Here is a 14,251-nt window from a genome sequence, read left to right as displayed (position 1 = left end):
GCGGTTAGGGAGCTGGTATGAGCGGTCTAGCTACTGATAGGATCGGTTGGCACGCGTTTACGAGCGGTCTGGCTACTGATAGGATCGGTTGGCTCGCGTTTACGAGCGGTCTGGCTACTGATAGGTCGGTTGGATTGCGGTTACGAGCGGTCTGGCTGTTGGTAGGATCGGTTGCCCCGTGGTTACGAGCGGGCTTGCTGCTGATTTGATCGGTTGGCACGCGTTTACGAGCGGTCTGGCTACTGATAGGATCGGTTGGCTCGCGTTTATGAGCGATCTAGCTGTTGGTAGGATCGGTTGGATTGCGGTTACGAGCGGTCTGGCTGTTGGTAGGATCGGTTGCCCCGTGATTACGAGCGGGCTTGCTGCTGATTTGATCGGTTGGCACGCGTTTATGAGCGGACTAGCTGCTGGTATGAGCGGTTGGACTGCGTTTACGAGCGGTCTAGCTGCTGATAGGATCGGTTGGCACGCGTTAATGATTGACTGGCACTCCAAAAACAAAAGCAGGGCGCCTTAGCGCCCTGCTTTCAACATCAATGTATGGCCATCTTTAATATCCCCGTTCAAAACGGTTTCATGGTACTCACCTTTCACCCAATCATCTGCCTGATCATGGAACCATTGTGATTTCATGTGGCCGCTTTGACCCGGTCCCACAATATGATTCGCCTTCGTCAAATCGGACAAATCGGCTACAAAGCGCCAAGGCGCACCATGATTCACAGTACCATCTTCTTTAAATGCGGCCGCCTGGACGGTAACATTTGAACCGCCGATTGCCTGTTTTTTTGGATTCAAGAAATGTTCAAAGATTGGAGAGGCACCTGACAGGGCGTGCGGGAACTCCACTTGATGGAAATCTCCCCACTTCCAACTCGCAACCTTATTACCGAACAATCCTTCAATATCTTCGACCGATGTTACGAATGAATCAAAGACCCACTTATCAACGCCGCCATACTTCTCTACCCAGGCTCCTGGTTCGCCTGCGTACGCGTCTCGCATCATTTGATCGGTAATTGTCCCTTTCCCCGGTAGAAGCTTATAAACGTCCTCAGGCATCGCTTCACTGAACATGCCGATCGGCAATTGTTTTATCCACTTATGGAAGACAAGCGGTGCTGCTGCATCTGCGGAATCGTATTGATCCCACTCACGAAGCATTTTCACAAGAGCTTCATACTTCCCGGCGGTGTCTTCCGCTTCAATCGAGCCGATCATATCGTCCAGAAACTCGCGGGCATATAAATTTTTCTGATCCATCTGTAGTTCTATCATATCTTCCGCCTTGAAGTTATCCCCTGCGCGAAGCACTTCCGCTATCCGTTCATAGCGATAGGGCTGTGCCCATAGTTTTGTAATGTGATAAGGATAAGAATCATCGACGACTTGGTTGTTCGCTGTGGCGATGAACCCTTCTTTTGGATTCACAACACGCGGCAATTCATTATACGGAATGTAACCGGTCCAGCCGTAGTCAGAAGAATCCCCTGGTACAGGCAATTGCGCATCTCCTTGTTTTCTTATTGGAATACGGCCATTCGCTTTATAAGCAATGGTGCCGTCATTCGCTGCAAACACAAAGTTCTGTGCTGGTGCATGGAAATCTTCTAATGCTGACTCGAAACTTTCCCAGTCGGAAGCCTTGTTCATCTTCATTATGGCTTCAAGTTCTTTTGTCGGTTCAAGCGCCGTCCATTGCATCGAGAATAATGCTTCGGGATCTTCATCCTTGTAAAGAATATCCGAAATAATTGGACCATGTCTCGTGACCATCACTTCAAATGGTATATCATCTCCGCCTTTTACGGAAATCGTCTCGTCTCTCACTTCAGCCTGTTCCCATTCCCCATCAAAGAGAAATTGAGTCCGGTCATCAGGGTTCGGAATTTCAATATATAAATCTTGGACATCAGGCCCGACGTTCGTCACGCCCCATGCAATGTTTTCATTATGACCGAGAATAATGCCTGGGATTCCCGCAAAAATGACACCACTGACGTTTTGTCCTGGTGACTGCAAATGCATCTGATACCAGATGGAAGGAGTGTCGAGTCCAAGATGCGGGTCATCTGCCAGAAGCGGTAATCCTGAAGCTGTTTTATCTCCCGATACGACCCAATTGTTACTGCCGTTAAACTCTGGTGGTACTAGATCGGGGTCGAACTGACCGGCAACAGCGACCGGATTCGCAATGTTCGCCTCGATAATCGATGGCGCATTTTCTGGATAGGTAATGAACAGTTCCTGCGCTAAATCTTCCGGGAAATTATTCAAAGCCCAGTGCCTGACTGCCAAGCTGTCCCAATTTCCGCCCAGGTCATAGGCCATATACTTGCCTATCGTCAGTGAATCGATTTCAGACCACGGTTCAGGCGTGTAGCCCAGTATCTTGAATTCATAAGGAAACTTGCCATCCTGTTCCGCCTTCTCAATGAATGCATTGACGCCTTCCGCATACCAGCCAAGTACCTTTTTCGCATCATCTCCATATCCGTCGTAAGAGGCTTCGGCTGCCGCACGCAAGCTGAATGCACGGAATTTCTTATCTGTCCCCACGGCAACTTCTCCGACTACTTCGGATAATCGCCCACTCGCTTGCCTGCGAGCCATATCCATTTGAAATAAACGGTCTTGGGCTTGAACATAGCCTTGTGTCCGGTACAAATCTGCGTCCGATTCCGCCGTTATATGCGGTACGCCAAACTCATCTCGTACAATTTTCACATCTTCATCCAGAAATGCCACAGTCACTTCCCCATCAATAAAAGGTTTCGACTTTCCTATGTAAACATTTACAAAAATTAGTGCCGCAACAGCCAAAACGATAATTGCTCCAAACACCGACAACAGAACTTTCGTCCATTTCCCCATCCGTTTCCCCTGTTTCACCATTTTCCATACCCTCCCCGTCTTCCTTAATGATATTCTACTATTTTGTTTAAATACCTTCTTTCTCCAAATTAACCTAAGGGCTGCTCGATCATAAACCCTGCGCGACCAACCATATCAACAACTCTCTCAACAAAAAAAGACGAGCCAGCCGCTATTGGCCAGCCCCGTCCTCTTCTTTTTTATCCTTATGCAAAACCTCATATAACTCATCCTCAGTCGAGATATCCGCCAGTTTCACGTTCGACCGATAAGCTGCCCGGACAATCAAATGCCCCGCAACGGGTGCCGTTAGAAAGACGAAAACAATTCCTAAAAGAAGGCGTACACTCACGAAATGTTGGCTGAACAAAAAGTAAATAAAAGCGCCTGACAAGGTTAGTAAGACAGCGAGCGTCGAACTTTTCGTTGCAGCATGGGATCTCGTGTAGACATCAGGCAACCGAAGCAATCCAAAGACACTGATTACACTCGCAATCCCGCCTGTCAAAATCAAAAATGCGCCGATGAATTCACCGATCGTGTTTACGTTCAACGATAACACCCCTCTCGATGAATTTTGAGAAGGCAATTGTGCCGATGAATGATAAAATCCCCAAAATAAGGATGACTTCCAAAAAAGCTTTCGTGTTCATTATTACTGAAATGACCGCTATTGTAGCGATCAGATTTACACCAATCATGTCGAGCCCGATGACACGGTCCGGCATCGAAGGTCCGAGAATAATGCGTATGACAGCTATTGCAATCGTTATTGAGAATAATACGAGCGAAGTCGTCAGCATTGCTTGAATCATCAGCGGGTCACCTCCATGATCGCTCTTTCAAAATTATGCAGTTGCATCAAAAGCCCCTCACGCGATTGTTCGACGTCCATCGCGTGAATGTAAAGGACATTTCCTTCTGGCGATACTTCCATGACGACAGACCCCGGTGTCAGCGTCAAAAGAAGCGACAGCATCGTCACTTCTGAATCGCTCTCCAAAACTGTCTCATATTTAAAAATACCGGGTTTTATTTTTAGCGTCGGGCTAAGAATTTGTTTCAATACGACTATGCTCGATTTGGTTAATTCGGATATGAAGATGAATAACAATTTGAATGTTGCATACAAACGGCGCAAGTAAAATTGTGTTCCAAAAAATCGATGCATGAAAAATATGATTCCAATCCCGACAAGGAAGCCGGCAAAGAAAGTCGTAAACTTCAGCTCATCCTCATCGATTAAGAGCATCCAAAGCAGGGCTATAAATAAATTCAACAGTAACTGGGCTGGCATTAACCTTCACCTCTTCTTTCCGGCCATTGGACGGGACCTTCTTCGATTAGCGGTTTCCATTTAAAACCGCGTCTATATAGATATCAGGATTTGTCAGTGTGCGAGCTGCATCCGAAACGTACGGCGCAAGCCCTTCTGCACCAACTCCCAGTAAAATTGTCAGTATTCCAAATAAGACAAGTGGAATAAGCATCCCCTTTTTTAACGGTACATCGTCATCTTCATTGATAATCGTTTCACCCCAAAAACAGTTCAGGAAAATACGCAGAAGTGAATACAAAACAAAAATACTGGATAGGAAAGCGATTGCGAGCAAGACAAACGCACCCGCCTCAATCGCTCCTTGTCCAACGTATACCTTCCCGATGAACCCGCTAAGTGGTGGAATACCGGCAAGTGACAGCATTGTGATGAAAAACAACCAGCCAAGCAACGGATAGTTGCGAATCAACCCACTCATCTTTTCAATTCGTGCGGTTCCAGTCAAGTAGATCATCGTCCCTGCGATCAGGAATAACAACGCTTTAATAATCATGTCGTGGATAAGGTAATAAATAGACCCTTGAATCGCCACTTCTGTCGAAACGGCAAGGCCAACGAGTATGAACCCGACCGCAATGACGACGTTATAGGAGACGATTTTCCGAATATCATTATAGGCAATTGCACCAATGCTGCCGCCAATCATCGTAATTGCCGCCATTATGCCAATCATCAAATGCGTAACGCCCGGCTCGTGATAAAAAATGAGCGTAAATACGCGAAACATTGCATAGATACCAACTTTCGTAAGCAATGCACCGAACAAAGCCGCAACTACTGTCGGCGGTGCGCTGTATGACCCCGGCAACCAGAAGTAAAGAAGCAGTCCTGATTTCAAACTAAATACAATGAGAAAAATAATGCTAATTACTGTCAACAGCGGCCCTTGACCCACTTCCGCAATTCGTACTGATAAATGCGCCATATTAAGCGTACCTACAGTACCGTACAAGTATGCAATTCCCACAAGGAAAAACCATGAGGACAGCACATTTATTGATATGTATTTAATTGATTCGACAAGCTGGACCTTCCTGCCCCCAAGTGTAATGAGCACATAAGAAGATAACAGCATCACTTCAAAACAAACGAACAAATTGAACAGGTCACCCGTCAGAAACGAACCGTTAACGCCTGCAATAAGGAAAAAAACGAATGGATAGAAGAACATATTCTCATGCGCCCGCCCAATCGACGAGAACGCATAGATTAAGAGTATTCCCGTTACAATCCCCGTTGTCAATACAAGCAGCATAGAAAATGAGTCCGCGACGAACGAAATCCCAAAGGGCGGCAACCAGCCTCCAAAATCAAGCCGTAATATACCATCCGCTTGAATTAGGTTCAAAATAATAATACTGACTGTAATGAGCCCAACAATAGAAACAATACTAAACACCCGTTGCACTTTCACATACGGCCGCAGAAATATGAGTAAAATCCCTGTCAGTAAAGGGATAATCATTGGCATAACTATAATATTATTCATCTTTGAACCCTCTCAATGCTGCGAGATTGTCCGACCCGGTCTCTTTGTATGTACGGTATGCAAGAACCAGTAAAAAAGAAGTCACCGCGAAACTGATTACTATCGCTGTCAGGATAAGCGCCTGGGGAAGGGCATCGACATAACTTTCCGCATTTTCACCTAGTAGGGGTACTGCCCCTTTTTTCAGCCCGCCCATTGTCATCAATAGCAAATGCACGGCATGCGACAAGATGGCAGTTCCTAAAATGACTCGAACCAGACTTTTAGATAGCAGCAAGTAGACAGCGACCGTTACAAGCACTCCAACGAGTATCGTTATTAACGTTTCCATCAGCTACACATCCTCACTAATACTTAAAATAATTGTTACAACCACACCAACAACAGTCAGTGCCACCCCCGCCTCGAATAGGACGACGGTCGACAGTTCCGTTTCCCCGAACACCGGTAAGTTGAAGTGAGCGGCTGTTTGGGTAAGGAATGAAGCTCCGAAGATAACTGACCCCAAACCCGTCCCCACTGCAAGCAAGACACCAAATGCCGCAATCTTTTTGAAATCGAAAGGGATTCCCTTATGGACCGTTTCGATATCGAACACCAAATAGAGAAGAACGAAAGCAGAAGAAAGGACAAGACCGCCAATGAATCCGCCTCCTGGATTATTGTGACCCGACAGGAATAATTCCACGCCGAAAGTCAAAATGATGAATACAACGATTTTGGTCACTGTTTGTAAAATGACATCATTGATCTTCAACGTCCTTATCCCCCTTTCCCGCCTTCAATTTGATTAATGTAAACACGCCGATGCCTGCGATGAAAAGCACAACAACTTCTAGCATCGTATCGAATGCACGGAAGTCGCCCAATATCGTATTGACGATATTCTTGCCTCCCGCCAACTCATAAGCGTTTTCAAAGTAAACGGAAACCGACTCGAACATTTTATTGCCTTGGACGAGTAGTGCAAGTACTGTGACAATAGTTCCGACAGAGACGGCGATAATGCCCTTGAATACTTTTAATGATCGAGTCGATTTCTCCTTGCTCCATTCAGGCAAGAAATAGAAGCATAAGAGGAATAACGCAGTCGTCACAGTTTCCACAATAATTTGCGTCAAAGCCAAATCAGGTGCTCGGAACACAACAAAAAGAATAGCAATCGAATAACCGAGGACACCATTTAACAAGATGGCAGTCATACGCGACTTGGCAAAAATAATGGCAATACTCGCGCCCATCATTACGAAGATGATAATGTACTCGTTAATCGTGATGGGAGCATCGTTAGAAAAGTCGAGTGAAAAACCGCCAGTCCATAGCAGACCACCGCCAACTGTCAGGATGAAAAACACAAATATATAAACAAGATAATCCCTGAGGTATCCCGTCATATAAGTTCGTGTCAAGAACGATGAAGCTCTCTCCGTCTGTATCAACAAGCCGTTGTATATCGAATCGAGATTCCAGCGCATCGGTGCAAGCGTGTAAACCCCTCGCCAATAGCGGAGAAAGATGTATAACAACGCGCCCACCCCGACGACACCAATTGTCATCATGATAGGTGCATTAAAACCATGCCAAGCTTGTATATGCGGAACAAAGCCTTCCGCTCCTTCAAATGGAGGTAAAACCGCGGACATCGCAGGACTCAACAAATATTGTCCGACCACATTCGGGAAGAAGAATATGCCTACGACGAACAAGGCAAGAATGGACGGGGCAACAAGCATCCCAATTGGAGCTTCAAAAGCTTTGCGATCAAGACGATCTGGCTGATGTTTCCCGAGAAATGTTTGAAAAACAATGATCATGCTATAAACGAACGTCAACACGCTTGCAATCCAAGCAACAACAGGCAACAAGCTGCCCATCAAAGGCCCCATTGAGAAAATGTCTAGATTACGCACATTCAATACGGATTCGAAAAACATTTCCTTACTTAGAAAACCGTTAAATGGTGGTAATCCTGCCATCGAAAAACTTCCGATAACTGCGATTGTAAACGTCACAGGCATAAGCGATATTAGACCGCCCAGCCTTCGGATATCCCGCGTTCCAACTTGATGATCGACAATACCAACGACCATAAAAAGAGCACCTTTGAACGTAGAGTGGTTAATAAGATGGAACATGGCGGCAAATGTTGCCTGCGTATAGATAACCGAGTCCGCACTGTAGCCTTCGTTAAGAGCCGCCGACCCGAGTCCAAAGAGACTCATAATCAAACCAAGCTGACTGATTGTCGAGTAGGCGAGCAACGCCTTCAGATCTGTTTGCCGCACTGCGTTGACGGAACCCCAGAACAACGTGAATATCCCCACCCCAGTGACTGTATAAAACCATACCGCTTCTCCGCCAAATACAGGCGTAAAGCGTGCCACGAGGTATATTCCCGCCTTGACCATTGTTGCCGAGTGTAAATAAGCACTGACTGGCGTCGGCGCCTCCATAGCATCCGGCAACCAGATATGAAACGGAAACTGTGCTGATTTTGTAAACGCGCCGAGCAACACAAGCAGCATTGCAGGTAAAAACAAACTGTCATTTGTATACTGACCAATCGTCATAATAATTTCGCGCACACTGAACGACCCGGTCATTGTATGCAACATGATAAAACCAGCAAGCATTCCTACTCCACCAGACACAGTGATGAGCATTGACTTTTGTGCACCGTACCTGGATTTTTTGCGATGGTACCAAAATGCAATTAAAAGAAACGACGAAATACTCGTCAATTCCCAGAAAACGTACAACACCATCAAGTTGTCCGAAAAAATAACCCCTAACATAGAGCCCATGAACATCAACAGGTATATATAAAAGCGCCCTAATGCTTCTCGTTCAGACAAATAGTATATGGAATAGAGGATTACAAGGCTACCGACCCCAGTGATTAGAAGCCCAAAAATCATACTAAGCCCGTCAAGATATGTCGTAAAATTGATTCCGGCAGAATCAATCCATTTAATCGTATGTATATATGTTGCCCCGCCACTTACCGCAGGAATGAAACTGACAAAATAGATGAATAAGACGAGTGGAATGACCATGACAAACCACCCGATGTTGCGACTCTGCACCCTCTTATAAATAAACGGGACGAGCAGAGCGGCTAAAAACGGGATAAAAATAGCTATCGTTATCGCCAACGAATATAAACCTCCAATACTAAACAGATTAAGAAAAACGTAAGTCCATAAAAACAGTAAGTCTAAGATTGCAACGTATATTGCAATAAGGATGAATGAAGTTCTATTCCCCCGCTTCATAACTCACATTCTGTGAGCCACCGAGCGGCCGGCCCCCTAGGGTCTAACCATTATTCCAGGTCATAAAACTTACACTTTTCTTTTAAAATAGTCGTGATAAATTATCGGAAAATCTACAGAAATATACAACCTGTGTTATATACGTCTTGCAAAAATTCATTATTATATAGGGTAAACTTGACCTGCGTCGAGACTGACGGGATAATAGGGAGCTATAGCTAACAGTATTAGGGGGAACTCAAAGAGTTTATACAGGAAATTATACACTATTACTGAACTCTTAGCACTTTGAAGCATTCGCATCTTGTCATTTGTTACAATTTCATATATAATTGTTTGGTTTTCAAGCAATCAAAACTGCCAGTAGGAATTCAACTAACCAAAAAATAATTAAGAGGTGACTACCGTCATGGGCAAAGTAAAAGGTCGTATGGACGAGAGTATTCTCGTTTGTGTCTACTACGGTCCAAATGGTGAACGTCTCATTAGACGCGGACATAAAATAGCAGCAATCATGGATTGTCCATTATACATTTTAACAGTGGACCCGCTTCCATATGATGAATTTGACGCGGAAAAATCTGAGTATATCGATCGTTGGAAAGAACTGGCTGAAGAGCTGGAGGTAGAAGACTTCTTAATTCGGGATAATGAAAAACGTCCTTCCGCCAAAGTTATTAAGGAAGTGGCACATACACATAACATTACTCAAATTATTCTTGGCCAGACAGCCCAAAGCAGATGGGAAGAGATTACTAAAGGCTCGTTCATGAATGTATTGCTGCGGGAAATCACATTTGTTGACTTCCATGTCGTTTCTGTCGATCGCGCCATCAAAGACGAAATTGACGGCATGTTTGAAAAAGGAGTACGTGCTTACTTAGTCGAAGACGGCAACGGTTTCCGCGTCAACTTCACGCTGTCCAAAGGAGTTCGTTTTGAAGGTATTTTCTTCAAAGAAATCGGGACTGACTTTAATAACGGGATTTTTAAATTCATGAGCAACAATAAAATGTGTCAAGTACACATTACAGACGACCAGGTGACCGACCCTTCCCTGCTCTCTTGTAAAACCGCCCGGTAATAAGAAAATCGCCGGCCGTATCCTAGCCCCATATATGTATAAGGAGGCGTACTTAGCCTCACAGACGGGTTGGCTTCAGCCCCCGAACACTTAAGTCTGGATTTGAAGTCTCTACGTCATGGCTTATCTATATTATGAGTTTTTATCGTTTCCTAAGCATGAAAAAAAACGGATGGCCCAGTTATTGGGTCATCCGTTTTTTCATTCTGCTATTTCTTCACCAACGATTTTCACTTCAAGTTCCAAATCGACATCGAATCTTTTCTTTACTTCCGCTTTCACCATTTCAATTGTCTCAATGTAATCAGAAGCGGTCGCATTATTTTTATTAATGATAAAACCGGCATGCTTCAGTGATACTTCTGCTCCGCCATGCCCTTTCCCTTGCATGCCGCAATCTTGAATAAGCTTGCCTGCAAAATAGCCCGGAGGTCGTTTGAACACGCTTCCAGCCGAAGGATATTCTAGCGGTTGCTTTGACTGGCGCTGGAAGGTCAGATCTGACACTTTCTCATCAATGACTTCCTGATCTCCTACTGTGAGCTGGAAATCTGCTGAGAGAACGTAATAGCCGTTTGTTGAAATGATGCTTTGGCGATAACCGAGTTCAAGTTCGTCTTTTGAAAGAACTAACCGCTTGCCTTCCTTCGTCAGTACTGTCGCCTGTACAATTATATCTTTTATTTCCCCGCCATACGCACCAGCATTCATCGCCATTGCTCCCCCAATCGATCCAGGAATGCCACATGCGAATTCGATACCTGACAGTGTAGCTGCTGCTGCCTGTTTTGAAACATCAATAATCAATGCACCTGCCTCTGCATGCACAAATGAACCTTCTATTCTAATCGCATTGAGTTGTGACAAGTGAAGAACAATCCCTCTTACCCCCCCATCTCTAACGACCATGTTCGATCCATTGCCAAGTAATAGTAAAGGGATTTCATTTTCATATGCGTAACGTACCGTCGCTTCTGTTTCATCTATAGTACCAGGTATGACAAGAAGGTCTGCAGCCCCTCCAAGTTTTGTCATCGTGTATTTACACAGTGGTTCGTCTATTAATAATGTGCCTCGCTTAATTTTTTTCTGAAGTTCTTCAAACCATTGATGCTTCGACATCAACATTCAACCCTTTCAATATAAAGCTTTTCATCTTTAATAGTATGCTTGCAAACTTTTCTTTTGACAAGGAATTATTATTGAGTGTAAAATCCCACTGTTTACCCTATTCAAATTTAAATCATAAAAATACCTTGACTTCGAGATATATCTAGAATATAGTAAGACTATACTTATTCAGAGGGGATGTTTTTGTAATGACAAAATGGACAGTAGATGCTTCACATACAGGTGTTGGTTTTTCAGTAAAACATATGATGGTTTCTAAAGTAAGAGGGCGTTTCACTGGAGTAGAGGGTACAATTGAAGGTAATCCTGAAGATTTGACAGGTGCTAAAATCAATTTTAAAATCGATGCTTCTACAATCCATACAAACAGTGATGATCGCGATAATCACCTTCGTTCTGCAGACTTCTTTGATGTGGAAACATATCCGAATCTAACATTTGTTTCAACAGATATCGCGAAAAAAAGCGATAACAAATATGACGTCACTGGCGACATGACTGTTAAAGACGTAACGAAAAAAGTTACATTCGAAGCCGAGTACGAAGGAACAGCAAAAAACCCTTGGGGCGTAGATATAGCTGCATTCGAAGTTGAAGGTAAAATTTCAAGAAAAGAATTCGGCCTTACTTGGAACCAAGCGCTTGAAGCAGGCGGCGTTCTTGTTGGAGATGATATTAAAATCACAATCGATCTGCAAGCAAATCCAGCAGAATAATAAGAAACGCTCAAGATGCTGTTTAACCCGGACAGACATAAATCAGATTGGCGAAGCGGATGTTTCGCTAGGGAAAGATGCAATTCAATCCTTCCTAGCTGATATAACTTATGCTCCGAGGGATGGCACTTGAAGTTTGGACATTTATTAGTAAGTTAACAAAACCGGCCATGCGATCATTATGATCACATGGCCGGTTTTTATTTCATTAAGCTTCTTCTGCAGCTTTTCGAAGTGCATCCGCAAATGCTTCGGCCGGCTGCGCTCCAGAAATCGCGTATTTACGATTAATGACGAAAAACGGCACACCTTTCACGCCTATTTGCTGAGCTTCTGCAATATCCATTTTTACGTCATCTGCAAACTCGTCAGAATCTAGTACTTCTTTTGCACGGTCTCTGGAAATCCCTGCTCCTTCAGCAATACGAAGCAGCACATCGTCCTTACCAATTTTTTCTCCGTCAATGAAATATGCCTGCAGTAATTGTTCAGATACCGTTTTATCGACACCTTCCTGTTCGGCTAGTTTCGCAAGACGATGTGCATTGAATGTGTTTGCTGGTGTCATTTTGTCAAAATTATAGTTCAGTCCAACCGTTTCCGCTTGAACCGCTACGTTATCAGTCATCTTTTTTGCCTCTTCAATACTCATTCCATACTTCTCCGCTAGTCCTACCTGCATGGGTATGTCGGATTCCACTGGCGAATTCGGATCCAGTTCATATGCCTTGAACACGATTTCGGCACTTTCCCCGAGACCAGTTTGCTCCAACGCCTCTTCTAATCTACGTTTACCAATATAACAAAAAGGGCAAACATAATCTGACCATATTTCAATTTTCATTATTTTCAACCACCCTTCCTCCTTCTATTTTAAATTTCATCAAAGAAGGTAACAATGAATATGCTTACTGCTATTTCAAGCATACTTGACGGAGGTTATTTTATGTACAATTCATTATGGCTCAATACCGCGTATCCACAGGAACTATACCCAAAAATCGAGGGGGATGTCACATGTGATGTCTGTATTATCGGAGGCGGATTGAGTGGAATTGCCAATGCTTATTTTTTAGCAAAGGAAGGAAAAAACGTCATCCTTCTTGAAAAAGATACAATTCTAGCGGGGGCGACGGGTAACTCCACTGGTAAACTGACTGCCCAACATGATTTTGTTTACGCCAAATTACTGAAACAGTTTGGACGAGACAACGCCAAACTGTATTTTGATGTAAATGAAGATGCCGTTCAATTCGGGAAATCTATTGCTATAAAAGATGAACTAAAAGCAGCTGATTCAATTCTTTATTCCCAATCAAAGCTCGGCACTGATTTACTCCATTATGAAATGAAAGCCTATAAGGAGCTTGGTATCCCCGGTGAACTTGGGCGAAATTCAGAATTACCGCTTCAAATTGACGCAACGCTTACCTTGAATAACGAAAGTCAGATTCACCCTGTACGATTCGGACAGCATCTTGCACAGCTGGCGGTCGAAGCTGGCGCCCGTATTTACGAACAATCGGATGTAGTAGTAATGGATTTTAAAAAACGGCTGCTCTCTTTGAAATCAGGGCATGAAGTCACATTCACTGAACTCGTATTATGTACCCACTATCCAATTGAAGCCCTGCGCGGACTCCAAATCATGAAATTATCAGTCGATCGATCTTATATCGTCGCCGCAGAAGGAGATATGCCGCTCCGCGGACAATATATTGCCGTCGATGAACCGAAGCGGTCGATTCGGACCGCACTGATTGATGGGAAAACATTTTTTCTGCTATCTGGGGAAAGTCATCAGGCTGGAATGGAAAGTGATACACAAATACATTACAACCGCCTATACACCGATTTGCAAGAGTTATATAGTCTTTCCACTCTCACGCATGGCTGGTCGGCGCAAGACCCGCAGACACCAGATTTGATTCCCTATGCAGGGATTATTTCTCCCAGTATGCCTTACGTCTATTTAAGTACGGGATATCGAAAATGGGGATTATCGAATTCAATGGCTGGCGCACGAATTATCAGCGACCTTATCGTCGGAAAAAAGAACGCAGCTTCCGCCCTTTATTCACCTGATCGAACGGGGTTTGGCACATTTTTATTACAAGCTTTAAAAAATACAGGACTTGTCTTGAAAGAGTTCACGGGTGGCCATCTGACCCGGACTGACTCGCCTATTTGTACACATATGGGATGCCGGACGAGATGGAATTCCGGCGATGAAACATGGGATTGTCCATGCCATGGCTCACGCTTTCGAAAAGATGGATCTGTCCTCGAAGGCCCTGCAACCAAACCATTAGAATTGTAATATAAGATGACATCCTTTTC

Annotated in this window: 15 protein-coding genes; 5 read left to right on the top strand and 10 right to left on the bottom strand. The window is 44.2% G+C overall.

Annotated features, from left to right (window positions below; translation table 11 throughout):
• Positions 1-17: 17 nt before the first annotated feature.
• Positions 18-209 carry a hypothetical protein gene (locus MKZ11_RS06730; RefSeq protein ID WP_340793225.1) on the top strand — a complete coding sequence of 64 codons (192 nt, stop codon included), beginning with the start codon at positions 18-20 and terminating at the stop codon, positions 207-209.
• Positions 179-520, top strand: a complete 342-nt coding sequence (locus MKZ11_RS06725) for a hypothetical protein (RefSeq protein ID WP_340793224.1) — start codon at positions 179-181, stop codon at positions 518-520. The genes MKZ11_RS06730 and MKZ11_RS06725 overlap by 31 nt, the downstream gene beginning before the upstream one ends.
• Here MKZ11_RS06725 and MKZ11_RS06720 read toward each other — a convergent pair.
• The 8 genes from MKZ11_RS06720 to MKZ11_RS06685 all read right to left on the bottom strand — a co-directional run bounded on the left by MKZ11_RS06720 (position 517) and on the right by MKZ11_RS06685 (position 8,860).
• A complete protein-coding gene (locus MKZ11_RS06720) occupies positions 517-2,898 on the bottom strand; it encodes a penicillin acylase family protein (protein ID WP_340793223.1) in 2,382 nt (793 codons plus the stop codon). The genes MKZ11_RS06725 and MKZ11_RS06720 overlap by 4 nt on opposite strands.
• A 151-nt stretch (positions 2,899-3,049) precedes the next feature.
• Positions 3,050-3,430 carry a Na+/H+ antiporter subunit G gene (locus MKZ11_RS06715; RefSeq protein ID WP_340793222.1) on the bottom strand — a complete coding sequence of 127 codons (381 nt, stop codon included), beginning with the start codon at positions 3,428-3,430 and terminating at the stop codon, positions 3,050-3,052.
• Positions 3,408-3,692, bottom strand: a complete 285-nt coding sequence (locus tag MKZ11_RS06710) for a Na(+)/H(+) antiporter subunit F1 (protein ID WP_340793221.1) — start codon at positions 3,690-3,692, stop codon at positions 3,408-3,410. Before MKZ11_RS06710 ends, MKZ11_RS06715 begins: the two co-directional genes overlap by 23 nt.
• Positions 3,692-4,174 carry a Na+/H+ antiporter subunit E gene (locus MKZ11_RS06705; protein WP_340793220.1) on the bottom strand — a complete coding sequence of 161 codons (483 nt, stop codon included), beginning with the start codon at positions 4,172-4,174 and terminating at the stop codon, positions 3,692-3,694. The genes MKZ11_RS06710 and MKZ11_RS06705 overlap by 1 nt, the downstream gene beginning before the upstream one ends.
• 46 nt (positions 4,175-4,220) lie before the next feature.
• The gene (locus MKZ11_RS06700) at positions 4,221-5,705 is read right to left on the bottom strand and encodes a Na+/H+ antiporter subunit D (RefSeq protein WP_340793219.1); all 1,485 of its coding nucleotides are present in this window, start codon (positions 5,703-5,705) and stop codon (positions 4,221-4,223) included.
• Positions 5,698-6,036: a Na(+)/H(+) antiporter subunit C gene (locus MKZ11_RS06695; protein WP_340793218.1), complete on the bottom strand. Its 339-nt coding sequence runs from the start codon at positions 6,034-6,036 to the stop codon at positions 5,698-5,700. The genes MKZ11_RS06700 and MKZ11_RS06695 overlap by 8 nt, the downstream gene beginning before the upstream one ends.
• 3 nt (positions 6,037-6,039) lie before the next feature.
• Entirely contained in the window at positions 6,040-6,462 is a 423-nt protein-coding gene (locus tag MKZ11_RS06690) for a Na(+)/H(+) antiporter subunit B (protein WP_340793217.1), read from the bottom strand.
• A complete protein-coding gene (locus MKZ11_RS06685) occupies positions 6,449-8,860 on the bottom strand; it encodes a Na+/H+ antiporter subunit A (RefSeq protein WP_340793216.1) in 2,412 nt (803 codons plus the stop codon). The genes MKZ11_RS06690 and MKZ11_RS06685 overlap by 14 nt, the downstream gene beginning before the upstream one ends.
• A gap of 529 nt (positions 8,861-9,389) precedes the next feature.
• Between MKZ11_RS06685 and MKZ11_RS06680 the strand changes: the two genes are divergently transcribed.
• Positions 9,390-10,064 carry a histidine kinase gene (locus tag MKZ11_RS06680; RefSeq protein ID WP_340793215.1) on the top strand — a complete coding sequence of 225 codons (675 nt, stop codon included), beginning with the start codon at positions 9,390-9,392 and terminating at the stop codon, positions 10,062-10,064.
• A 201-nt stretch (positions 10,065-10,265) separates the two neighbouring features.
• Here the strand turns inward: MKZ11_RS06680 and murB are convergent, their stop codons facing one another.
• Positions 10,266-11,186 carry a UDP-N-acetylmuramate dehydrogenase gene (gene murB, locus MKZ11_RS06675; protein ID WP_340793214.1) on the bottom strand — a complete coding sequence of 307 codons (921 nt, stop codon included), beginning with the start codon at positions 11,184-11,186 and terminating at the stop codon, positions 10,266-10,268.
• Positions 11,187-11,383: 197 nt separating this feature from the next.
• Between murB and MKZ11_RS06670 the strand changes: the two genes are divergently transcribed.
• Positions 11,384-11,911, top strand: a complete 528-nt coding sequence (locus MKZ11_RS06670; RefSeq protein ID WP_340793213.1) for a YceI family protein — start codon at positions 11,384-11,386, stop codon at positions 11,909-11,911.
• A 208-nt stretch (positions 11,912-12,119) separates the two neighbouring features.
• Here MKZ11_RS06670 and MKZ11_RS06665 read toward each other — a convergent pair whose 3' ends face one another.
• Positions 12,120-12,755 (bottom strand): DsbA family oxidoreductase, encoded by a 636-nt coding sequence (locus MKZ11_RS06665; RefSeq protein WP_340796938.1) that lies wholly within the window; start codon positions 12,753-12,755, stop codon positions 12,120-12,122.
• A gap of 102 nt (positions 12,756-12,857) precedes the next feature.
• Here MKZ11_RS06665 and MKZ11_RS06660 point away from each other — a divergent pair, with 102 nt between their 5' ends.
• On the top strand, positions 12,858-14,231 hold the full coding sequence (locus MKZ11_RS06660) for an FAD-dependent oxidoreductase (protein ID WP_340793212.1): 1,374 nt from the start codon (positions 12,858-12,860) through the stop codon (positions 14,229-14,231).
• Positions 14,232-14,251: the final 20 nt, after the last annotated feature.

This window comes from Sporosarcina sp. FSL K6-1508 (genome assembly GCF_038007465.1).
Lineage (GTDB): Bacteria > Bacillota > Bacilli > Bacillales_A > Planococcaceae > Sporosarcina > Sporosarcina psychrophila_B.
Note: the sequence above shows the minus strand (reverse complement) of the source record. Positions and strands in the feature narration are given on the sequence as shown.

Coding starts and splice junctions, on each gene's coding strand:
- MKZ11_RS06730 (WP_340793225.1), top strand. CDS start 18: ATGAGCGGTCTAGCTACTGATAGGATCGGTTGGCACGCGTTTACGAGC.
- MKZ11_RS06720 (WP_340793223.1), bottom strand. CDS start 2,898: ATGGTGAAACAGGGGAAACGGATGGGGAAATGGACGAAAGTTCTGTTG.
- MKZ11_RS06710 (WP_340793221.1), bottom strand. CDS start 3,692: ATGATTCAAGCAATGCTGACGACTTCGCTCGTATTATTCTCAATAACG.
- MKZ11_RS06705 (WP_340793220.1), bottom strand. CDS start 4,174: ATGCCAGCCCAGTTACTGTTGAATTTATTTATAGCCCTGCTTTGGATG.
- MKZ11_RS06700 (WP_340793219.1), bottom strand. CDS start 5,705: ATGAATAATATTATAGTTATGCCAATGATTATCCCTTTACTGACAGGG.
- MKZ11_RS06695 (WP_340793218.1), bottom strand. CDS start 6,036: ATGGAAACGTTAATAACGATACTCGTTGGAGTGCTTGTAACGGTCGCT.
- MKZ11_RS06680 (WP_340793215.1), top strand. CDS start 9,390: ATGGGCAAAGTAAAAGGTCGTATGGACGAGAGTATTCTCGTTTGTGTC.
- murB (WP_340793214.1), bottom strand. CDS start 11,186: ATGTCGAAGCATCAATGGTTTGAAGAACTTCAGAAAAAAATTAAGCGA.
- MKZ11_RS06670 (WP_340793213.1), top strand. CDS start 11,384: ATGACAAAATGGACAGTAGATGCTTCACATACAGGTGTTGGTTTTTCA.
- MKZ11_RS06665 (WP_340796938.1), bottom strand. CDS start 12,755: ATGAAAATTGAAATATGGTCAGATTATGTTTGCCCTTTTTGTTATATT.
- MKZ11_RS06660 (WP_340793212.1), top strand. CDS start 12,858: ATGTACAATTCATTATGGCTCAATACCGCGTATCCACAGGAACTATAC.